The sequence below is a fragment of the Nostoc commune NIES-4072 genome (assembly GCF_003113895.1).
Classification (GTDB): Bacteria; Cyanobacteriota; Cyanobacteriia; order Cyanobacteriales; family Nostocaceae; genus Nostoc; species Nostoc commune.
Window position 1 is genome coordinate 5,752,631 of the sequence record NZ_BDUD01000001.1, and the last position, 21,329, is coordinate 5,773,959.

Annotated in this window: 18 protein-coding genes; 8 read left to right on the forward strand and 10 right to left on the reverse strand. The window is 42.4% G+C overall.

The annotated features are described in order from the left end of the window. Window positions 1-88 precede the first annotated feature (88 nt). On the reverse strand, window positions 89-766 hold the full coding sequence (locus tag CDC33_RS25650; protein ID WP_109012704.1) for a response regulator: 678 nt from the start codon (window positions 764-766) through the stop codon (window positions 89-91). Window positions 767-1,204: 438 nt separating this feature from the next. Here CDC33_RS25650 and lipA point away from each other — a divergent pair, with 438 nt between their 5' ends. Then, complete coding sequence (gene lipA / locus CDC33_RS25655) at window positions 1,205-2,125, forward strand: lipoyl synthase (RefSeq protein ID WP_109011315.1); 921 nt, start codon at window positions 1,205-1,207, stop codon at window positions 2,123-2,125. A 208-nt stretch (window positions 2,126-2,333) separates the two neighbouring features. Then, window positions 2,334-2,474, forward strand: a complete 141-nt coding sequence (locus CDC33_RS25660; RefSeq protein ID WP_100899884.1) for a photosystem I protein PsaX — start codon at window positions 2,334-2,336, stop codon at window positions 2,472-2,474. A 21-nt stretch (window positions 2,475-2,495) separates the two neighbouring features. Here CDC33_RS25660 and CDC33_RS25665 read toward each other — a convergent pair whose 3' ends face one another. Beyond that, window positions 2,496-3,362, reverse strand: a complete 867-nt coding sequence (locus tag CDC33_RS25665) for a branched-chain amino acid ABC transporter permease (RefSeq protein WP_109011316.1) — start codon at window positions 3,360-3,362, stop codon at window positions 2,496-2,498. A 205-nt stretch (window positions 3,363-3,567) separates the two neighbouring features. Here CDC33_RS25665 and hrmK point away from each other — a divergent pair, with 205 nt between their 5' ends. Both hrmK and larE read left to right on the forward strand, forming a co-directional pair. Continuing rightward, entirely contained in the window at window positions 3,568-5,400 is a 1,833-nt protein-coding gene (gene hrmK, locus CDC33_RS25670) for a hybrid histidine kinase/response regulator HrmK (RefSeq protein WP_109011317.1), read from the forward strand. Window positions 5,401-5,689: 289 nt separating this feature from the next. Next, a complete protein-coding gene (larE, locus tag CDC33_RS25675; RefSeq protein WP_181374239.1) occupies window positions 5,690-6,517 on the forward strand; it encodes an ATP-dependent sacrificial sulfur transferase LarE in 828 nt (275 codons plus the stop codon). On the opposite strand, the gene CDC33_RS25680 is transcribed toward larE, so the two are convergent. Both CDC33_RS25680 and CDC33_RS25685 read right to left on the reverse strand, forming a co-directional pair. Then, a complete protein-coding gene (locus CDC33_RS25680; protein ID WP_109011319.1) occupies window positions 6,507-6,803 on the reverse strand; it encodes a hypothetical protein in 297 nt (98 codons plus the stop codon). The two genes, larE and CDC33_RS25680, sit on opposite strands and share 11 nt — an antisense overlap. A gap of 329 nt (window positions 6,804-7,132) precedes the next feature. Beyond that, window positions 7,133-8,188: an SGNH/GDSL hydrolase family protein gene (locus tag CDC33_RS25685; RefSeq protein ID WP_109011320.1), complete on the reverse strand. Its 1,056-nt coding sequence runs from the start codon at window positions 8,186-8,188 to the stop codon at window positions 7,133-7,135. A gap of 895 nt (window positions 8,189-9,083) precedes the next feature. Here CDC33_RS25685 and CDC33_RS25690 point away from each other — a divergent pair. Next, window positions 9,084-9,296, forward strand: coding sequence for a hypothetical protein (locus tag CDC33_RS25690; protein ID WP_100899890.1), 213 nt, complete (start codon window positions 9,084-9,086; stop codon window positions 9,294-9,296). Window positions 9,297-9,351: 55 nt separating this feature from the next. Here CDC33_RS25690 and CDC33_RS25695 read toward each other — a convergent pair whose 3' ends face one another. The 5 genes from CDC33_RS25695 to psaA all read right to left on the reverse strand — a co-directional run bounded on the left by CDC33_RS25695 (window position 9,352) and on the right by psaA (window position 15,809). After that, entirely contained in the window at window positions 9,352-10,257 is a 906-nt protein-coding gene (locus CDC33_RS25695) for a DNA-methyltransferase (RefSeq protein ID WP_109011321.1), read from the reverse strand. 149 nt (window positions 10,258-10,406) lie between these two features. Beyond that, window positions 10,407-10,775, reverse strand: coding sequence for a DUF5615 family PIN-like protein (locus tag CDC33_RS25700; RefSeq protein WP_109011322.1), 369 nt, complete (start codon window positions 10,773-10,775; stop codon window positions 10,407-10,409). Then, window positions 10,772-11,002 (reverse strand): DUF433 domain-containing protein, encoded by a 231-nt coding sequence (locus CDC33_RS25705; protein WP_109011323.1) that lies wholly within the window; start codon window positions 11,000-11,002, stop codon window positions 10,772-10,774. The genes CDC33_RS25700 and CDC33_RS25705 overlap by 4 nt, the downstream gene beginning before the upstream one ends. A 189-nt stretch (window positions 11,003-11,191) precedes the next feature. Then, window positions 11,192-13,423, reverse strand: coding sequence for a photosystem I core protein PsaB (gene psaB, locus CDC33_RS25710; RefSeq protein ID WP_109011324.1), 2,232 nt, complete (start codon window positions 13,421-13,423; stop codon window positions 11,192-11,194). Window positions 13,424-13,550: 127 nt separating this feature from the next. Next, window positions 13,551-15,809 carry a photosystem I core protein PsaA gene (gene psaA, locus CDC33_RS25715; RefSeq protein ID WP_109011325.1) on the reverse strand — a complete coding sequence of 753 codons (2,259 nt, stop codon included), beginning with the start codon at window positions 15,807-15,809 and terminating at the stop codon, window positions 13,551-13,553. A gap of 541 nt (window positions 15,810-16,350) precedes the next feature. Here psaA and CDC33_RS25720 point away from each other — a divergent pair. The 3 genes from CDC33_RS25720 to CDC33_RS25730 all read left to right on the forward strand — a co-directional run bounded on the left by CDC33_RS25720 (window position 16,351) and on the right by CDC33_RS25730 (window position 20,425). Further along, the gene (locus CDC33_RS25720) at window positions 16,351-18,024 is read left to right on the forward strand and encodes a hypothetical protein (RefSeq protein ID WP_181374240.1); all 1,674 of its coding nucleotides are present in this window, start codon (window positions 16,351-16,353) and stop codon (window positions 18,022-18,024) included. Window positions 18,025-18,395: 371 nt separating this feature from the next. Continuing rightward, window positions 18,396-19,928, forward strand: coding sequence for an IS5 family transposase (locus CDC33_RS25725; protein ID WP_109007337.1), 1,533 nt, complete (start codon window positions 18,396-18,398; stop codon window positions 19,926-19,928). A gap of 164 nt (window positions 19,929-20,092) precedes the next feature. Further along, window positions 20,093-20,425 carry a sensor histidine kinase gene (locus tag CDC33_RS25730; RefSeq protein ID WP_369694352.1) on the forward strand — a complete coding sequence of 111 codons (333 nt, stop codon included), beginning with the start codon at window positions 20,093-20,095 and terminating at the stop codon, window positions 20,423-20,425. On the opposite strand, the gene glsA is transcribed toward CDC33_RS25730, so the two are convergent. Next, window positions 20,402-21,316: a glutaminase A gene (glsA, locus tag CDC33_RS25735; protein WP_109011326.1), complete on the reverse strand. Its 915-nt coding sequence runs from the start codon at window positions 21,314-21,316 to the stop codon at window positions 20,402-20,404. The two genes, CDC33_RS25730 and glsA, sit on opposite strands and share 24 nt — an antisense overlap. Window positions 21,317-21,329: the final 13 nt, after the last annotated feature.

The window sequence follows — 21,329 nt, forward strand, 5'->3', positions numbered from 1 at the left end:
AACTAACTATTTTTACCCGCTTTTAATCGGACACCCGTTATTATAAACGGGGTATTTTTAGCTGCGATAATAATAATGAGTACAAATACTACTTTATTTTTTGTTTAATAAAAGTCACAACCTGAGTAAGCTGTTTCTTCAAGCCATCGATTTCAGCTTGCATTTTGACAATTTTCTCATTCAATGCACTAATTTCTGCGTCGGAGGCTCCTCCAGCAGTAGGGGTTGCGCTCGCAGTTACAGCACTAGGAGTTGCGTTGCTTACCGCCGTAGGCATCGCAGTATTTGCGACGCTAGGGGCTGCTACTGTAGCAGTGGTTACACCAGAAGTCGTAACTGTGCCATTTTTGACAGTAGCTGCTCCTACTGGCACTAGTTCTGGGCGTGGCTGTTTCGCCTTGGTCATAGCTAACTTAATTGCGTTAATTAGTTGCTTCTGATCAAAAGGCTTACCCAGAAATTCAAAGTATTCAAAGGGTTCTGTGATTTTTTCAGTCACCTCTTCCTTGCGACCAGACATGATCACCAAAGGAATTTTCCTTAATTCCGGATCGGCTTGAACTTTCTGGAAAACCTCCCAGCCACTCATTTTAGGCAACAGGAAATCCAGCATAATCAGGCTGAGTTTTTCCTGAAGAATAAAATTTAGTCCTTCCAAACCATCTTTTGCTTCCAGTACCTCAAAATTGCCCGGAGGCAACATTTCTCGTACTTTTACCCTGACAACTGTAGTGTCATCGATAACTAAAATCTTGTTGCTTGCCACGACTGTTTGCTCTAACAGAAACTTTAAGTGTAAATAGCGGCTTTGCCGATTGTCATTGAGAATTCCCCCACTATATACAAAATTTTTAGCAATTGGGGGATAGTATATTTCGGTATAAATGACATTGCTAGAGGTGTTTTGCAAAACTTTTGCTTGTGCTATTTTCAATTTGTGTGATGGTGATATTTAAGGCTTTAGCTCTGTTATGGGGTATAAGGGACATACTGTACTGGGACATAGGGACTTGATGAAGAGCATCCCCGTCTCTATTTTTATCTATCATTTGTTAATTAACAGACCATTACTCTATATCCGTATTTTGCTTAGATGTCTATAGGACTCGTATTTGATTTTTACAAAAAATCAGTACACCCCGAAAAGGCTTCTTCCCAATTCCCTAGCTAGACAAATAATTTCAAAATCAAAACGGACTACTATATGATTTCGTCACAACGAGCCGAACTAAAGTCTGAAATTACGGCAATGCCTAGCTGGTTACGTCGTCCTATTGGCAAAGCCAGTGAAATCTCTACCGTACAACGCATTATTAAGCAGCGTCAAATTCACACGATTTGCGAAGAAGGGCGCTGTCCCAACCGGGGGGAGTGTTATGCCCAAAAAACTGCAACTTTCTTACTAATGGGGCCTACTTGCACACGGTCTTGTGCTTTTTGTCAAGTAGATAAAGGTCATGCACCGATGCCTCTTGATTTAGAGGAACCCCAAAAGGTAGCCCAGGCGGTGCAGCTTTTGGGATTACGTTATGTAGTGCTGACTTCTGTAGCCCGTGATGACTTGCCCGATCAGGGCGCAGGGCACTTTGTAGAGACGATCGCGACTATCCGCCAATTAAACCCAGAAACTCAAATTGAAGTGCTGACCCCTGATTTTTGGGGTGGTGCTGGTGTTGGGGAATCAGGTCAACGCCAGCGAATAGCGATGATTGTAAAAGCCAAACCAGCTTGTTTCAATCACAATATCGAGACAGTAAAACGGTTAACTGGGCCAGTGCGCCGGGGAGCCAAATACGATCGCTCCCTTTCGGTACTAGCTATGGTTAAAGAAATCGATTCGACAATTCCCACCAAATCAGGTTTGATGCTGGGACACGGAGAAACACTTGATGAAGTCGTTGAAGCAATGGCTGATCTAAGGGCTGTCGGGTGCGATCGCTTGACTATCGGGCAGTATATGCGTCCAACTCTTGAACATCTGCCAGTCCAAAAATATTGGACTCCAGAGGAATTCGATCAACTAGGCAGATTAGCATGGGAAATGGGATTCAACCATGTTCGTTCTGGGCCTCTGGTTCGCAGTTCCTATCATGCTGGAGAGGAGGGAGTGGGGAGTGGGGAGTAGGGAGTTGGGGATGAGGGAGCAGGGGAGGCAGGGGGAGCAGGGGGAGCAGGGGAAGACCATGCCCCCTAATGCCCCCAGTACCTAGTCCCCATTCCCCATTCCCTATTCCCCAATTCCCAACTTCACACAAATATTCTTAAAGAATTTGAATATTTGGTACACCAGTTTGGTATTTCTTAAAAAGTCCTGACATTAGGAGAATCGCATTATGACTGCAAAAACGACGAAGAATTTACCAGTTGCCGACAGTGGAGCTAAACCTCCCTACGCTTTTCGCACAGGCTGGGCACTGTTCTTGTTAGCTATCAATTTTTTGGTGGCAGCATACTATTTCCACATTATTGAGTAGTTAGAAGTGGAGTGGTGCTGCTCAAATCGTTCCTTTGAATAAACCTTTAGGACGAATGAGCAGCACCAAAATCATGATCAACAGCGCTACACCTTGTTTGTACTGTGAACCCAGCCAAGGGGTGCTAATTTCTTGAACGATGCCAATGATAAAAGCTGCTGCGATCGCACCGTAAGGGTTGCCAATCCCACCAAGAATTACTGAAGCAAATAATGGTAAAATTAAAAACCATCCCATATTCGGGCGCACGGCTGTAATCAATCCATACATACTGCCGCCCAAGGATGTAAGACTGCCAGCAATTACCCAAGTCCATAAAATTACTCGGTCAACATTGATACCTGAAACCCTAGCTAAGTCCAGATCGTCAGCAACTGCTCGCATCGCTTTACCAATTTTGGTATTTTGCAGCAGGTAATGCAGTGCCAAAATTGCTAACACCGCCAAACCCAAGACCAATAATTGATTTTGCGGCACCTTTAAACCCGCAATGTCTAAAGCTGGCGTAACAGGTAAATTATAATTTTGGTTCTTGCCACCCCATATAAAAATAATGCCGTTGCGAAGAAATAAGGCAAGTCCGATAGAAATAATAATCAGCGTAGTGGAAGTAGCACGAATAGAGCGCATCTTTGACCACAGTAACTTTTCTGATAACAGCATTGCTGCGACTGTTCCCACCGCCGCTAGGATCATCGATAGCCAAATATTGACTCCAATAGTGTTTATCAGCCAGGTTAGATAGGCTCCAAGAGTGAGAAAATCACCATGAGCAAAGTTAGATAGCCGTAAAATTCCGTAGGTAAGAGTGAGTCCGACTGCTGCTAGAGCAATAATGCTCCCCACTGCAATTCCATTAACGATTAATTGGAAGAATTGTGTATCCATAAGCCTTCAGTTGCTTTAAAAAATTTTACGTCAGTGGTTCGTATAATAATTTTTTTAGAAGAGATGCTAAATTTAACATCATAAGTTATGGTTTATAACAACATAAGTTATGGTTTATAAATAAAACATAATTGTCAGTTAATATACATAGAATCCTCTTCGGATTCTTATGCGAAGCTAAACTAGTTCAACGGTCTAGTTGACCATGCAGCAGTACTCAAGCTTACCAGACCATAACTCACAGATAGATGTAAGGCCAAAACCTTTGACAACAATTGAGCAACTTCGCGCCAAGTTGTGGCTGGAGAGCAGCTTGAACCAGTTGCAAGGTCGCCTTAATGATTGCCTGCTTTCTGCTTGTAAAACAGTCCCACAGGCAAGAGCCGCAGAAACAAAAATTCTCCAAACTGTTGTCAACGAGATTAGCAGTGCTGTGAACAACAGCAATTTGGCGGTTACAGATTGTGCCGTAGGCATAGCTTTGTTTGAACCACAAGCAACTGTTGCCACAGTTTGCTATGTTTCATCTTCTCTATCCCCGAACTCACAACCTTTATTTCTAGAATTGCTGACAACAGAAAAAAAGCTGCTGTTGAGATTGCAAGAGGTCATAGAACTCGAAGATTTGCAGCAGCTTGAAAATCAACAACCACCCAGCGCTTGGCGGTTAGCTGATGATTCTGGCAACGTCATGGGTTGGCTAATTCTCGCCACCGCACCCCTAAACTCTGCTCGTGATTCGCTGATAAAATCACTTGCTCAACTCAGATCAAAATTGATGGCAAGGTCTGCCAAGCGTTGTACAACAGCCTTGGTACAACTTAGACACATTTTATCTTGGCAGCAACGCTATCAACAGTTAAGTAACTCTAATCAAGAATTGGAGCGCACCAATCAACTCAAAAATCAGTTTTTAGCAAATACCAGCCACGAAATTCGTACACCGCTTAGTTCTATTATTGGGTTTACCCACCTGCTTTTAGCCCAAGGGTACGAACCAACTAAAGAACGCCAGCAAGAGTATTTAAATATTATTCAGTCTAGCGGCAAGCACTTACTAGCTCTGATTAATGATATTTTGGATCTCTCTAAAATTGAAGCAAATCAGCTGGAGGTGCAATGGGAAACAATTGATGTGCCAATGCTATGTAGTAATGTTTTCGCATTGGTGAAAGAGAAAGCCGCTAATAAGGGTTTGAAACTCCGTTTAAAACTTGACCCCAATATCACAACCCTAGTAGCTGACCCCTTGCGACTCAAGCAAATGCTGTTGAATTTACTCTTCAATGCCCTAAAATTCACCAGCCAAGGAAGTGTTGGCTTAGAGGTTGTTCCCAAAGGTCTATTTGTGTATTTTACAGTTTGGGATACTGGCACTGGCATTTCCCAAGAAGACCAAGCTCAACTGTTTGAACCCTATTTCCAAATTGCCAAGGCTGTTGCTGGTGGTGAAGGTACTGGTTTGGGTTTAGCAGTAACTCAAAAACTCGCCCAAATTCATGGTGGTTCTGTGAAAGTGGAATCTGAAGTAAATTGCGGTTCCCGTTTTACCCTTGTACTTCCCTTTAAGCAAGATGAGGGAGCAGGGGAAGCAGGGGAAGCAGGGGAAGAAAAATACTCCTTATCTCCTTTGCCTTTTACCACTAATTCTTCTGTAGATATTTTGCTGGTCGAAAATGACTTACCCAACGCTCATTTGATGCAAATTTATCTATGTAAATTGGGATATCAGGTGACTTGGGTTAAGAATGCTGCCGAGATGTGGGAAACTTTACCACAGTTAGACCCAGTGGTGATTTTGATGGATGTTCATCTAGCAGATGGGAATGGTCTGAAGTTGGTACAGCAGCTGCGAGAAAATCAGCAATATCGGGCGATTCCGGTAATTGTTCAAACAGCAATGGCAATGAAAGGCGATCGCGAAACTTGTCTAGCAGCTGGAGTAAATGACTATATTTCTAAACCAATTGATTTACCACTTTTAGCCAGTCTGATAGCTAAATACAGCAAACCGCCAACTAAGGTTGATGGGGAGTAGGGAGTGGGGAGTCGGGAGTCGGGGCAGGGGGCAAGAGGGGGAAAATAAAAAATTAGCTCTTATCCCCTCTGCTCCCTACTCCCTGCCCCAATACTTCTCGGCTTTTGCATTTTTAACTCGGAATCGGGTTTGGGGTAAAGGTTTTTTCTTTCCCTTTTCCCTTTCCCCTTTTCCCCAAAACCTTAGAAGTATTGCTCCCTGCCCCTGTGCCTCTTTCCCATCCCCCATTAAGTAATGACTACAATGGAATTTGTTGGGTGCTATCGGGTTTGGGCAGGACTGGTAAATGATGCTGACAGAAAAATTTGAGCAATTAAAAGCCTTATTTCAAGAAATGGAGCAGGCATTGATTGCCTACTCTGGGGGCGTTGATAGTACTTTGGTTGCCAAAATTGCTTATGATGCGTTGGGCGATCGCGCTTTGGCTGTGACGGCTGTTTCTCCTTCACTTTTACCAGAAGAGTTAGAAGATGCCAAAATTCAAGCCGCAACTATTGGGATTGGGCATAAAATCGTCCAGACTCACGAGATGGAAAATCCCAATTACACTTCTAACCCGGTTAACCGTTGTTATTTTTGCAAAAGTGAATTACACGACACTCTCAAACCTTTAGCTTTAGAGTTAGGTTATCCCTACGTGGTGGATGGGGTAAATGCTGATGATTTGCATGATTATCGCCCAGGAATTCAGGCGGCGAAAGAAAGAGGGGCGCGATCGCCTTTAGCAGAAGTTGGTCTTACCAAGGTTGAAGTTAGACAACTTTCGCAACAACTCGGTTTACCTTGGTGGGATAAACCCGCTCAACCTTGCCTCAGTTCCCGCTTTCCTTATGGTGAAGAGATTACTGTAGCTAAGTTACAACGAGTTGGTAGAGCAGAAATTTTATTAAGAAAGCTAGGTTGGCAGAATTTGCGCGTGCGATCGGAAGGAGATACAGCCCGCATTGAATTACCACCAGAACAAATTAAAGAGTTTGTGTTAACTACGGATCTACAGAAAGTAGTTTCTGCATTTCAAGATTTCGGATTTCTTTACGTAACTCTGGATTTAGAAGGTTATCGTAGCGGTAAGTTAAATCAGGTTTTGAATCGGGAAGCCTTGAGCGTTAAACTATAGCATTTTCCTGGACTGTAGACACGGTTGTGCTGTTTTCACCTACCTCACTTGTCTTCGCCAACTGCATCAGTGTCTCATACCAATCTGTAATCGGCAGATCGGCAGGTGCTGTTAGCTCCTTGATATCGCGGATGGGAAAAGTGGGAATTCCATTAGGAAGAGGCTCATTGGATTTTGGGAAACTTAATCCTCCTTTGAACTGTTCTAGTTCTTTTAGTTCTTCTGGGGTTAGATCCATAAACAATTCGTCGCCTTGAATCTTTTGCACTTCCAGGCGGTTTTCCATTAGGAGTTACGCAAAAATTGCTAAAAAGCTTAATTTCTCGAACCGCCAAGACGCCAAGAGCGCCGAGAATTCGTAGAGTGTGCGTAAGTCCTATCCATGATATTCTCCTTTGTTTTTACACTAAGTGCGTAGGCACAGCCCGTCGTAGAAATCACTGATTTCTATAAGCGATCTGCATACGTTTAATTTCATTCCCCTTTGAAGAACTTATGCAAATTTACTATTTAAATTACAAATATTTATGTTAATAGGCACTATTTGGTAGCCTGTCTACGCAATTCCACAACTTATGATGATGCGATCGCTCCAAGTGTTCGCAAAGCGATCGCTCATTTCTCACGCTGAGTTAGCTTGTATTCTATCTGTTGTAGTGCCAATCGCCACACATCATAACCCTCTTGAGATAGGTGCAAACCATCTGTGGTCAACTCTGGGCGCAAATTGCCTTCCATATCCGTAAACCAGCTATAAATATTTAGATAATTAGCACCTTCTTGTTTAGAAATCTGGGTTAGTTGTGTGTTGATGTGACGAATGCGACTATTGGAAAGTTTTGCTAGGCGAGTAGGCAGAATTGATTGGACAATGATTTGAGTTTTTGGGTGAGCCTGCCGTAAGCGACGGACAATTCGGCGATAGTTACGCAAAATTGTGTCATCACTAGCGCCTTTTCGTAAGTCGTTAATCCCAGCCATGACGTAAATCACATCTGGCCGGGTTGCCGAAAATGCCCCTAATCTTTTTAAGACGCCACTGGAAGTATCTCCAGATATGCCTTGATTCAGCCATAATTTACCAGCAGGCAGTTTTTCTCTAGGAAACCACATGCTCAAAGAATCGCCAACTAAGATACTTAGATGATTTGTACCTTGACCTTGAGCGATCGCTCTAGCTTCTAAAGCTAATAAACTTTTCCAGTCATCATAAGTTAATTGACGTTTCTTGATCGACTCCCACAATGATTGCAAATTATCACTATCTATGCGCGTATAAATCTGACCTGTTTTCAGAGCCGCCAATCTTTGGTAGTAAAGTTGATTCCCAGATGTCAATGAGAGACCAGTTGTTTGGGGGCTGGGGTTGAGTGATGACTCTGTTGGAGCTGGTAATTCCTGACTACTTATTTCTGGTAAACTCTTAATGTTTTTCTCACCTGCTGTTGGCTGCAAACTTTTTAAGGGTTGGAACGCTTGGCTGCTGAGTTCTGGTAAGGAGATATCAACGCTATTGATAATTTTTGTACTGACTATTGCCGGAGAACTCTGTTTTAAATCCCACAGGGATCTAGAATTTGCTGGCAAGATAATCGACAAATGTGGAAGAGCCAATGCTGGTATTGCTAATACTGTTAACAAGCCTGCTGTCAACAGATAAGGGTCCCTCATCGCTTTGTCTCTCCTCTACTCACTACTTTTCCATCTCACAGCATTAGTTGCCTGTATTCAGGAAAATTTTACTTCGGTTAAGTTATTATTCTTATTTAAACTGTATAGTTCTGTAAAGCCTATTAACGAGATTATATTTGGAATTCACGATCTCTTTAAATTACGGTTTTCCTGGTGGTATACAAATTTTATTTGTCAGGATAGTTGTACTGAAAACCCTATTTTCACAAACCGACTATTTTTTATAACTCAGCTGCCACAAATATTGCAAGTGTGTAAAAACTCAGCAATTAGTAGGTTGTTTTTGAGTATCTCAGGACAGAGGTTTTGGCTTTTGCCGTTGCTAACATAATAAATAACCATTTGATTTCAGGTTTCAAAATGTCAGTCAATTGTGGCGATCGCATTTAGCTTTTTAATTTCTCAGATGGAATTGAGTGTTGCAAATGCGTCAGTTCTCAAATATGGAATTAGTTAGATTAAAGATTCATAACTAGTATCAGACAAGGATCGACACTTAAAGAAGTTTTTGAGCATTTTAGGTAATTTACAGCACAGTTAGAAGTTATGCCCGTAGACCCTCAATCAAAAAGATTTAGGATAACTTTAGAGCTATCTAGAACACTGTTAGACACTATACCCGTTATTCTGGGATAAGAAAAGTTAAGTTTATTTTCATGCAAAACTAGGCTCTTACCTTTAATGTCATAATTGGGGTTTTAATATAAATTGTCCAGTTGTAGGACAGTGCCCTGCACTTAGAAGGTTATTCTCTACATACCTAATTTCAACTTAATGTTTACTTATTGAAGTATGAGTTGAAACACATTTAAATTAAGTTTTAACTAGAGAAAATAACTTCATGGGAGGTGGTAAGATTTAGGCTTAATCATTAATGTTTTCCTTTTATTCCGTGGCTAGAGCTAGTACAGCGATTGGTGTGAGTCCCATTATTAAAGAGATTGTGCAAAAACAGGCACATTCGACACGTTTGACCCTGAAAGAAGTTATTCTCATGGGGATGTTAGCAATTGACAAACTAGATGATCAAGGTCGTCAAGAGTTAGCAGATCAAGTTCATCAAATGCAAGTGAATGGAGAAATTTAAGTAGTTATGAGTTATAGATTTTAACTGCTCAGTCCTGAATATTTACTTAATATCTTTATTGAGTAAAACGATAACGGCTTCCCATTACATAATCCTCGTTAATTTCAAAAGATATCCATCGACGTTGCAGAGTTTCAGCCACAAACCCGCTTGTGTTAGAACCTGCAAATGGATCTAAAACCATATCACCTTCATCAGTTAAGAATTTGATGAAGAACTCGGCGAACCCTTGAGGAAAACGTGCTGGATGGGGTCTAATTTCTGCTGATTTACAGCGTCGTAAATAAGCACTATTCGATTCAGTATTAGCAATTTCTAGTATATTTGGCGGAATTGCACCTTGGTTATCCTTTTGGAATTTATCCGAAATATCATGTCCACTAGGACGTATTTTAGCCTTATAGCCATTTTTGAGTAATTGTTTCATACTTTGGCTATAGGGCTTTAAAACTTTTCTGTTATCTGCTTTAGGATTCGGTGTCTTAGACAACCACCAAACTGTATTTACAGAATCTTTCACACGAATCCGCCTGATTGTTACCCACTCAGCAGGGGTTGGCAGTCGAGCCGGATTATAGTGGTAGAATTCTTGAGCAAGAAATAAACCTACTTCTTTGCATAATCTAACTAAAAGTTCGTATTGATAGATACTCCGCACGGGATTACCAGGAAGGTAAGCGCCACCTAAATCTAGTACGAATGAGCCATTATCTGCCAGTACTCTTTTAAATTCATACGCAAATGGTAAGAACCACTCAATATATTTTTCAGAAGTTTCGTTACCGTATTCTTTTTTTCTTGTTAAAGCAAATGGAGGTGATGTGATAATTAAATTAATACTATTATCGTCAATGAATTTAATAAGTTTAAGGCTATCACCTAAATATGCTGTTCCGTTCTGCTGGGTATAATAGGGATTAAAAATTATTTCTTTTGATGACGTTATTGATTCTTCTTGCAAGAGTTATAAAATTATCTCGTTTTTTATAGTTATAGCTTGTTTTGATATTGTCTGGATATTTTATTTTAAAAGTGATTTTTTTAACGCAGAGGAACACGAGGGAAGCGCAAAGTAACGCAGAGGGGTATATTAACTTTGTATCCATGCTATCACTGCGATCGCCGGATTCGCGTTTGTATGTCGTCTGCTACTACAAGACAACCTTTCAACTTTTCTAAAGGTTGCTCCTGTACAACACGAGACAAAATTTCTAGCACTGTTTGACGGCTACGATTACGCGAACGCAATAGTAGAATACCAGGATGAGTGCCTGGTGGAAAGCGGCGAACATCAGAGAAGTCTAAATCAAGGGTGATGAAAAACCGTTCCTCAGCACAAACTTGCTCCCAAACAGTTTCATCATCAGCACCAGATAATCCTTCATCAGTCACACGGTCAGCGTTGTAACCAGCTTGCTGTAAAAACTCAACGTGGGTTTGTGCCATATTCTCGTCGAGTTTTACTGTCATTTTATTCATCGCAGTGGCAACAATTCCTCTTCCCTGGTTAATTGGGCTGCATAAGCAATAGCTGCTTTGATATCTTCTAAAACCAGTGGTGGATACTCTTGAATAATTTCCTCAAATGTCAGTCCCTCGGCAAAGTTATCAAGGATGACTGATACCATAATGCGTGTTCCTTTGATACACGGTTTACCGTGACATACATTTGGGTTTTGAGTAATGCGTTCTTGCCAGTTTGTCATGGTTTTGAGTGCTTGTAATTAAGTTTAATTTTAGGCCCTCACTATTTTAGTTTACATCCTTTTAAATTTTTACTTGCTTATATGCTCGTAGCCATTTTAAAGACCAACAGTCATTAATGAATGAGTAAAAAAATCCCCCACCTTGCGGCAGGGGATTTTTATTACTTACCTACAAAACTAGTAGCTGAATTAACCAAACTTACCAGCAGTAGAAGCAATCAAGAATGCGGCGTAAGTCAAGACATAGCCAACAGTGAAGTGAGCTAGACCAACTACACGACCTTGAACAATAGACAGAGCAACGGGCTTATCTTTCCAGCGAACTAGGTTAGCTAGAGGAGTGCGTTCGTGTGCCCAAACAAGGGTTTCAATCAACTCTTGCCAGTAACCTCTCCAGGAGATTAAGAACATGAAGCCAGTAGCCCAAACTAGGTGTCCAAACAAGAACATCCAAGCCCAGACAGACAGGTTATTCACGCCGTAGGGGTTGTAACCGTTAATCAACTGAGCAGAGTTAGCCCAGAGGTAATCGCGGAACCAGCCCATGAGATATGTAGAGTTCTCATTAAACTGAGCTACGTTGCCTTGCCAAATACCTAGATGTTTCCAATGCCAGTAGAACGTAACCCAACCAAGGGTGTTGAGCATCCAGAACGCGGCTAGGTAGAAGGAATCCCAAGCTGAGATGTCGCAAGTACCGCCACGACCGGGGCCGTCGCAAGGGAAGGCATAGCCGAAGTCCTTTTTATCGGGCATCAGCTTAGAACCACGGGCATCCAAAGCACCTTTGACCAAGATCAAGGTGGTGGTGTGCAGACCTAAAGCGATCGCATGGTGTACCAAGAAGTCGCCAGGGCCAATTGTCAAGAACAAGGAGTTAGTACCAGCATTGATGGCATCTAACCAGCCTGGTAACCAAACGTTAGCGTAGTTGGGCCATGCTGTATTAGCAATACTATCTGGGTTAGACAACAAGGTGTTTAAGCCGTACAGTACTTTACCATGAGAAGCTTGGACAAACTGGGCAAACACTGGCTCAATCAGGATTTGCTTTTCAGGAGTACCGAAAGCAACCACTACGTCGTTGTGGACGTACAAGCTAAGGGTGTGGAAGCCTAAGAAAAGGGATACCCAGCTAAGGTGGGAGATAATCGCTTCTTTGTGCTTCAACACGCGCTCAAGGACGTTGCCTTTGTTTTGTTCTGGGTCGTAATCACGTACCCAGAATATAGCTCCGTGAGCAAAAGCACCTAGTATCAGGAAACCAGCAATATATTGATGGTGCGTGTACAGCGCTGCCTGAGTTGTATAGTCCTTAGCAATAAATGCATAAGGAGGCATGGCGTACATGTGCTGTGCCACCAAAGAGGTGATGGTTCCTAGAGCAGCTAGGTGAATACCCAACTGGAAGTGCAGTGAATTGTTATAGGTGTCGTACAACCCTTGGTGAGGCAGGTTGAACTGACCTTCGCTCTTGCTACCAGGTACTAAACCGGATTTGGAGTTCAGCATTTCTTTGATGCTGTGACCAATTCCGAAGTTAGTCCGGTACTGGTGACCGGCAACGATAAAGATAACTGCGATCGCTAAGTGGTGATGAGCTATGTCAGTCAGCCACAAAGCTTCTGTCTGGGGATGGAAACCACCCAAGAAAGTCAGAATTGCAGTACCTGCACCTTGAGATGTGCTGAATATATGCCCAGGAGTGTCAGGGTTTTGAGCGTAAACGCCCCAGTTGCCTGTAAAGAAAGGTGTCAAACCTGCTGGGTGGGGTGGGGTGGATAGGAAGTTATCCCAACCTACGTGCTGTCCGCGAGCTTCGGGGATAGCAACGTGAATTAAGTGACCAGCCCAAGCCAAAGAACTAACACCAAACAAACCTGCTAAGTGGTGGTTTAGCCGATGTTCAGCACTCTTAAACCATGCCAAGCTAGGACGGTACTTGGGTTGCAAGTGCAGCCAGCCAGCAAACAAGAGGACAGCCGCGAACAACAACAGGAATACTGAACCTGTGTACAGTTCACTGTTAGTCCGCATACCGATGGTGTACCACCAGTGGTAAACACCAGAGTAGGCAATATTTACCGGATTACTAGCGCCAGCTTGGGTAAAAGCTTCGATCGCTGGTTTACCAAAGTGAGGGTCCCAAATCGCGTGGGCGATGGGACGGATATGAAGGGGATCTTTAATCCACTGTTCAAAGTTACCTTGCCAGGCTACGTGGAACAGGAGGCTGGATGCCCACAGGAAGATGATTGCCAAGTGACCGAAGTGAGTTGCGAAAATCTTTTGGTAAAGATTTTCTTCCGTCATGCCATCATGGGTTTCAAAATCGTTGCCTGTAGCGATCGCATACCATATCCGACGAGTCGTCGGATCCTGTGCGAGATCCTGGCTAAATTTCGGAAATTTCGTCGCCATAGGTTTAATAAATCCTCTGACCTTTAGCCATCAAGTACCAGCCTCTAGAGTCCTGAGTTTTGAGTTCTAAGTTCCGAGTTTTTTCTCAGCACTCAGCACTCAGCACTCAGCACTCTATAACTGATTGCTACCCTACTGAAAGGATGTGTGCATGGAAGAACGCCCAGGTTGTGGCAATTCCTCCCAAGAGGTAGTGAGCTACCCCTACAGCCCGACCCTGAATAATGCTCAGAGCGCGAGGCTGAATTGCTGGTGCTACCTTCAGTTTGTTATGCGCCCAAACAATGGACTCAATAAGTTCTTGCCAGTAGCCGCGACCACTGAACAGGAACATCAAGCTGAATGCCCAAACAAAGTGAGCGCCTAAGAACATGAGTCCATAAGCAGATAGCGCACTGCCGTATGAATTGATGACTTGCGTAGCTTGCGCCCACAAGAAGTCTCGCAACCAACCATTGATGGTGATGGCGCTTTGGGCAAAGTTACCACCGGTGATGTGAGTCACAACACCATCTGCATCTACGGTTCCCCAGACATCTGATTGCATCTTCCAGCTGAAGTGGAAAATTGCAATGGATATTGTGTTGTACATCCAGAAAAGTCCGAGGAATACGTGATCCCAACCAGATACTTGACAAGTACCGCCACGACCAGGACCATCGCAGGGGAAGCGGAAGCCCAGGTTTGCTTTGTCTGGAATCAGACGAGAGCTACGGGCAAACAGTACACCTTTGAGCAGAATTAGGACAGTAACGTGGATTTGGAATGCGTGAATATGGTGGATTAAGAAGTCCGCCGTACCCAAAGCAATGGGCATCATCGCAACTTTACCGCCTACAGCCAAAATCCCACCACCGAAAGCATAGCTAACGGGTTCTAGCGCATTGGGAGCAGTGCCACCAGGAGCTAGGGTGTGGATATTTTGTACCCACTGGGCAAACACTGGCTGCAACTGTATTGCCGTATCAGAGAACATGTCTTGGGGACGTCCCAAGGCACGCATTGTATCGTTGTGAATGTAAAGTCCAAAGCTATGGAAGCCGAGGAAGATACACACCCAGTTAAGGTGAGAAATAATCGCATCACGGTGACGAATCACCCGATCTAACAAGTTGTTTTGGTTCACAACTGGATCGTAATCCCGCACCATGAATATGGCAGCGTGAGCAGCACCGCCGACTATACAGAATGCACCAATCCACATGTGGTGGGTGAAAATGCACAACTGTGTAGCATAATCAGTTGCCAAATATGGATATGGAGGCATCGCGTACATGTGATGCGCGATGATGATGGTCAGCGAACCCAAGAAGGCTAGGTTAGTAGCCAATTGAGCGTGCCAGGATGTGGTCAGGTTTTCGTAGAGACCTTTGTGACCTTCACCAGTGAAAGGGCCTTTATGGTTTTCCAGGATCTCTTTAATGCTGTGACCAATACCCCAGTTGGTACGGTACTGGTGACCAGCAATAATAAAGAGAACTGCGATCGCTAAGTGGTGATGAGCAATGTCAGTCATCCACAAGCCGCCTGTTACTGGGTTTAGACCGCCCTTGAAGGTGAGGAAGTCAGCATACTGACCCCAGTTCAAGGTGAAGAAAGGTGCTAAACCAGCAGCAAAGCTGGGATACAGCTCGGTCAACAAGTCTTTGTTCAAGATGAACTCGTGGGGCAAGGGTATGTCTTTGAGAGCAACACCTGCATCCAAAAGCTTGTTAGTCGGTGCGGATACGTGGATTATGTGACCTGCCCATCCCAAGGAACCACAACCTAGCAATACTTGCAAGTGGTGATTCAGCATCGACTCCACATTCTGGAACCATTCCAGTTTGGGAGCGCGTTTGTGGTAGTGGAACCAGCCAGCAAATAGTAATAAGGCTGCTAATACCAAGCCACCGATCGCTGTGCAGTAAAGCTGGAAGGAGTTTGTGATCCCCCAACCGCGCCATACTTGGAACAAACCAGAGGTGATTTGAATACCGTGGAAACCACCGCCAACATCACCGTTTAAAATGTCTTGTCCAACAATGGGCCAAACGACCTGAGCACTTGGTTTAACGTTCAACGGGTCGCTTAACCAAGCTTCGTAGTTAGAAAACTTCGCCCCGTGGAAAATCATCCCGCTCAACCAAACCATTATTACGGCTAAGTGGCCAAAGTGGGCTGAGAATATCTTGCGGGATATATCTTCTAAATCGCTTGTATGTGTATCAAAATCATGGGCGAGTGCGTGAAGGTTCCAAATCCATGTGGTGGTTTTGGGGCCTCTGGCTAAGGATCTGTCGAAGTGTCCAGGTTGCGCCCATTTCTCGAATGAGGTTGGAACTGGGTCATTATCGACGATTACTCTTGCCTTTTTTTCCTCTCGCTCCGGAGGACTTATTGTCATTCGACCTCCTCTCTAGATAAGGAATGAGGAATCATGAATACCACAAAGTTAACCATTACCGCAAATTCCATTTTGCTGAAGCCGCGATGAAGACCGATGTGGATTGTTGTTTCTCGTTGAATTATAGAGTCTTCACTTGTACTTTGTTGGAGATACTTGGAGATATTTTAACAATAATTCAAACTTGCTGAAATATTGCTGGAATTCCTGCCTTAACTGCCTTTTAACTTCAAAGTCTTTGTCCAAAAGTCAATAGATTATCTATTTAATTTACAAAGAATAACAATTTGCAAATTTTATAGTTTGGCTGTATGAGGCGATGTTCCAGCTTTGGCTGCTATTACTCATGAACATTTGTATCATATTTCCATTTTTGTAAGTAAAAAGCTGTAAAGAATATGATTCGTTTGATAATTTCCTGAGATACACAAGAAAATTATGGGATTTGAGGCAGATTTCATCTTTTGGGCTATAGTTCCAGATGGACAGTTTGAGCCAAAATAATCTGTCAATTGTCGAAGACTATCACTGGGTGCAACGCATGAACTCGTGGCAGAAAAGGGTGTTAGAGAAGCTCCTCCCTGAGAGGTTTCCCATTTTCAAGTGGGTAATGACATTGTTGCTGGTATTAAGCTTGACCAGTTGTGGCGAGAAAGTCAGTAGCCAAGAAGTATCTACTGACTATAGAAATAACCCCCCACAGATTTCTCAAATTTCAAAGCAATTTTCGGAAGTTTCCCCACCATCTGTTATCCAAGAACTGCGGACAATTTTGGAAGTTTATCAGCCACAAGTGACAATTGTTACTCCACAAGCTGGTGAAGTTCTCCAAGACAACAAAGCCACAGCCAGTTTTCAGGTTAAGGATTTACCAATATTTAAGGATTCACAATTACAACTAGGGCCCCATCTACATGTAATTCTAGATAACCAACCTTATATCCCTGTTTATGACCTGAATCAGCCCTTGGTTTTGCCAGACTTGTCTCCAGGTACTCATACCTTGCGAGTCTTTGCCTCTCGTCCTTGGCATGAAAGCTTTAAGAATGAAGGCGCTTATGCCCAAACAACATTTCACGTCTTCACTAAAACCGACGACAACAACCCAGATCCTAAGTTACCCCTGCTAACTTACAGCCGCCCTCAAAGTAGCTACGGAGCAGAACCAATCTTACTGGACTTTTACCTAACTAACGCTCCTCTGCACCTAGTTGGCAAAGAAAACCCTAACGATCAATTCAGTGATTGGCGCATCCGCTCCACAATTAATGGTGAAAGCTTTATTTTCGATCGCTGGCAAGCAGTTTATCTTAAAGGCTTCCATCCAGGAAAAAACTGGGTAAAACTAGAATTTCTTGATAATCAGGGAAATACTGTCAAAAATGCCTTTAATACTACAGTTAGATTGATTGACTACCAACCAAAGGGTAAAGACACTTTATCAAGAATTGTCAGAGGAGAACTCACAGCAGATGAGGTGCGCTCCATTGTAGACCAGAATTATAGACTTACACCTAAACCCACACCCACACCATCCGTTGAAAAAACGCCCCAAATACAACCGAAGGTAGAAAAACAGCCGATTCCCGAAACTGAAACTTCCAAAGAATCAGAAACAGAGCCAACCAAGCCAGAACAACCAAAATTGGAAGTTCCAACGGTACCATCTCCCACTTTGTCCCCAACATCGCCAGAAATAATTACGCCTACAATAGAACCTCAGCCAGAGGTAACACCAACTCCTGAATCAACGCCGTTACCTGAAAAAATTGTCCCTCAGCCTACAAAACCTAGATTTGGCGGATTTTTTAACCGTCGAGCGGGGAAAGTCCCCATCCCACAACCACCAGTTGAGACATCTCCTAGTTTGCCACCCACGCTACCAGAGATTATCGAGTCTCCTACACCAGAAGTAATTACACCAACACCAGAGCCACCGCCAGAGGTAACACCAACTCCTGAATCAACGCCGTTACCGGAAACAGTTGTCCCTCAGACAACAAAATCTAGATTTGGTGGATTTTTCAACCGTCGAGCTGGTAAAGTCCCCACCCCAAAAGCACCAGTTGAGACATCTCCTAGTTTGCCACCCACGCTACCAGAGATTATTGAGTCTCCTGCACCAGAAATAATTACGCCATCAGCAGAAACTAAACCAGAGGTAACGTCAATTCCTGAATCAATACCGTTACCCGAAAAAGGAGAAGTAAAGTAACTCGTTTATATCGGGAGCAAAATAGGACTTACGCATTGACAAGTAATGCTAAACATGCATAAGTTAAAAACCACATCTCTCGTAGGGGCACAGCAATGCTCATTGGTGTCAACTTAAGCTAGAAATAGCTTAAATCAGCGAACAGTTAACAGTTATAACTGATAACTCAAGGCTTGACTTCACCCCCCTGGAACTAAAGTTCCAGGCTAATAGCTAAAGTCTACTTAGGGGTTGCTGAAAAAAAAGAAAAGGTTACAGTCTCTAGATTATCAGACCAAAGAAAGATATTCAGGTGCAAGAGTTGAGGGTAAAATAACCCAAAATCCTTGCATCACCGTGACTAGCAGGACTAAAGTGTGTCATTAGTAACCATGTACCGAAAGCAGGAGCAAACTACAATCCCACCAGAAAACTTTGAACTTCCGTTTGAAGGAAAATTATCAGAAGATAATCGTTGGGTAATTATGGCTGATTTAATACCGTGGGCGGAATTTGAAGAGGAATATTCTTCATTTTTTTCGGCAGAGATGGGAGCGCCAGCAAAATCATTTCGGGTGGCATTAGGCGCATTAATAATCAAAGAAAAACTAGGAATAAGCGACAGAGAAACAGTAGAACAAATTAAAGAAAACCCTTATCTACAGTACTTCATAGGAATATCATCTTATATTAATGAAGCTCCATTTGATCCATCTATGCTAGTCCATTTTCGTGAAAGAATTAGTGCAGACTTAGTAAACAAAGTAAATCAAGAAACTGTTAAAAGGATGCTAGAGACAACATCTTCGACTTTAGCAACTGAATCAACTGAATCAACTGAATCAACTCAAAAAAAAATAGAAGAATTAGAAAAAGAAGATAACACGCCGAAAAATCGGGGAAAATTAATATTAGATGCGACTTGTGCGCCAGCAGACATCAGCTATCCAACAGATTTCGAGCTATTAAATCAAGCAAGAAAACAGACAGAACGAATAATAGACCTTCTTTATGAACAGATAAAAGGTACATTAGAGAAAAAACCAAGGACTTATCGGGAAATAGCGAGAAAAAACTACTTAGAAGTCGCTAAAAAACGTCGTGTATCCCAAAAAGATAGGAAAAAAGCGATTAAAAAGCAGCTTCAATATATCAAAAGAAACTTATCTCATATTGACCAGCTAATCAGATCGGGAGCAACTCTAGAAAAACTAAGTACTAAACAATATAAAATGTTGCTTGTAGTTGTAGAAGTTTATCGTCAACAACTATGGTTGTATGAAAATAAAAAACAGAGTATTGATGACCGAATCGTTAGTTTAAGCCAACCACATATCCGCCCAATTGTCCGTGGAAAAGCTGGGAAAGCCGTGGAATTTGGGGCAAAATTATCAGCTAGTTATTTTGATGGGTATGTATTTTTAGACCATATTAGTTGGGATAATTTTAATGAATCAGGAGACTTAAAATCACAAGTAGAAGCATATAAAAACTATACTGGCTATTATCCAGAATCGGTTCATGTAGATAAAATTTATCGCACAAGAGAGAATAGAGCTTGGTGCAAAGGAAGAGGTATTATCATGAGTGGTCCTCCTTTGGGAAGACCACCAGCCAATGTTAGTAAAGAAAAAAAGAAACAAGATTTAGAATCTGAGAGAATTCGTAATTGTATTGAAGGAAAATTTGGGCAAGCTAAAAGAAGGTTTAGCCTCAATCGAGTGATGGCGAAACTTTCCCACACTTCTGAAACTGCAATTGCTATTACTTTTCTAGTGATGAATCTTTCTACTCACCTGTCGCGGGTGTTTTATGCTTTTTTATGTCTATTTTTGAAAACTGCACCTTTTTTGCAGTTCCGTATAACTGAAAATTATGATTTTATTAGTTATAAACAAGAAAAGCTTATCTTTGATTTTGCTTGAATAACTAGTCAACCCTTAAGATTGCTTTTTCATACTTTTTCAGCAACCCCTACTTAAGTAGACTAAAGATTTTTGGGTATATTTAATAATCAAAAGATTACTTTTGCTATTAGTAAGGAACTGACGTTCCTTGTGGACATGGCTTTGACGCTAAGTTTACACGTATGAGCAATGCTTTCTACAGCATGGTCTGTTTACGATCGCAGAAGAAAATTGCGATCGCTACTGAACTTAAAGATAAAAACTGGGTAGTTGTCCGCATTGCTGATAATGGTTCTGGAATTCCCCCTGATGTTCAAGAAAAAATTTTTGAGACGTTCTTTACTACTAAAGCCAGAGGTGTTGGCACTGGTATGGGACTTTCGATTAGCCATCAGATTGTAGTCGAGAAACACGGAGGACAACTAATATGTAAGTCTGAGGTGGGTAGTGGTACTGAATTTATCATTTCTCTTCCGATTCAAAAGCAGCATTTACCCGAAAATGCTCAACTTTAACTCTTGCGCTAAAGCCTCAACAAAAGCAAGCCCCACTACCGGATTTCCTATCGTATCCAACCCAGGACTGTAACAAGCGATCGCTCCCTCACCTGGTACTATTGCTATAAGTCCACCACCAATCCCTGATTTCATCGGTAGACCAATTCTGACTGCATACTGAGCAGAAGCTTCATATAATCCACAAGTTGACATCACCGCATTGACAATCCGGCGATTTTTTGCTGATAAACAGCCATTTTCACAAGCTAAGAGCTTTCCTAACAGGGCTAAATCTTCAACTCGCCCAGATATACAGCATATTTGCTCATAAGTGTCAAGTGCTGTTTTAAAATTTTCTAGATGACCAGCTTCGGTAAGATAGTTTGCGATCGCTTCATTGGTTGTTGAGCGTGTTAATCGGACTGAAGCCAGCATCACCTTATCTAAAGATAATTGGCAACCTGCTAATTGGTTGAGCCATTGACAAAATAAAAGAGTGCGATTGCTAGCGTCCTTTCCAGGTAATTTATCAGCGAGAGTAATTGCTCCACTATTAATCATCGGATTGCGGGGATATCCGCGATCGGCAATTAATTGTTCTAAGGAATTGAAGGGTGCATCTGAAGGTTCTACCCCAACCCACTCAAAAACCGTTTCTGCGCCAAAATGTTCTAGCAGATAAAGTAAGGAAAATGTCTTAATAACGCTCATTAGCGGGAAAACACAAGCTATATCCCCAAAGCTAATAGTTTTTCCCGATTTACAGCAGATATGAACTGCAAACCAACCAGGATTAACTTTAGCTAATTGCGGAATGCGATCGGCAATTTGTCCCTGTTTAGCCTGAATTTTAGCTAGTTGCACCCAGGCTGATAAATCCGTAGTAGTTAGTTTAGCAAGTTCTTTCAAAGTGTAAATTTTC

Bases quoted from the DNA above. Each gene is read 5' to 3' on its own strand.
- lipA (WP_109011315.1), top strand. From the start codon at position 1,205: ATGATTTCGTCACAACGAGCCGAACTAAAGTCTGAAATTACGGCAATG.
- CDC33_RS25660 (WP_100899884.1), top strand. From the start codon at position 2,334: ATGACTGCAAAAACGACGAAGAATTTACCAGTTGCCGACAGTGGAGCT.
- CDC33_RS25665 (WP_109011316.1), bottom strand. From the start codon at position 3,362: ATGGATACACAATTCTTCCAATTAATCGTTAATGGAATTGCAGTGGGG.
- hrmK (WP_109011317.1), top strand. From the start codon at position 3,568: ATGCAGCAGTACTCAAGCTTACCAGACCATAACTCACAGATAGATGTA.
- larE (WP_181374239.1), top strand. From the start codon at position 5,690: ATGCTGACAGAAAAATTTGAGCAATTAAAAGCCTTATTTCAAGAAATG.
- CDC33_RS25680 (WP_109011319.1), bottom strand. From the start codon at position 6,803: ATGGAAAACCGCCTGGAAGTGCAAAAGATTCAAGGCGACGAATTGTTT.
- CDC33_RS25685 (WP_109011320.1), bottom strand. From the start codon at position 8,188: ATGAGGGACCCTTATCTGTTGACAGCAGGCTTGTTAACAGTATTAGCA.
- CDC33_RS25690 (WP_100899890.1), top strand. From the start codon at position 9,084: ATGTTTTCCTTTTATTCCGTGGCTAGAGCTAGTACAGCGATTGGTGTG.
- CDC33_RS25700 (WP_109011322.1), bottom strand. From the start codon at position 10,775: ATGAATAAAATGACAGTAAAACTCGACGAGAATATGGCACAAACCCAC.
- CDC33_RS25705 (WP_109011323.1), bottom strand. From the start codon at position 11,002: ATGACAAACTGGCAAGAACGCATTACTCAAAACCCAAATGTATGTCAC.
- psaB (WP_109011324.1), bottom strand. From the start codon at position 13,423: ATGGCGACGAAATTTCCGAAATTTAGCCAGGATCTCGCACAGGATCCG.
- psaA (WP_109011325.1), bottom strand. From the start codon at position 15,809: ATGACAATAAGTCCTCCGGAGCGAGAGGAAAAAAAGGCAAGAGTAATC.
- CDC33_RS25720 (WP_181374240.1), top strand. From the start codon at position 16,351: ATGAACTCGTGGCAGAAAAGGGTGTTAGAGAAGCTCCTCCCTGAGAGG.
- CDC33_RS25725 (WP_109007337.1), top strand. From the start codon at position 18,396: ATGTACCGAAAGCAGGAGCAAACTACAATCCCACCAGAAAACTTTGAA.
- CDC33_RS25730 (WP_369694352.1), top strand. From the start codon at position 20,093: ATGAGCAATGCTTTCTACAGCATGGTCTGTTTACGATCGCAGAAGAAA.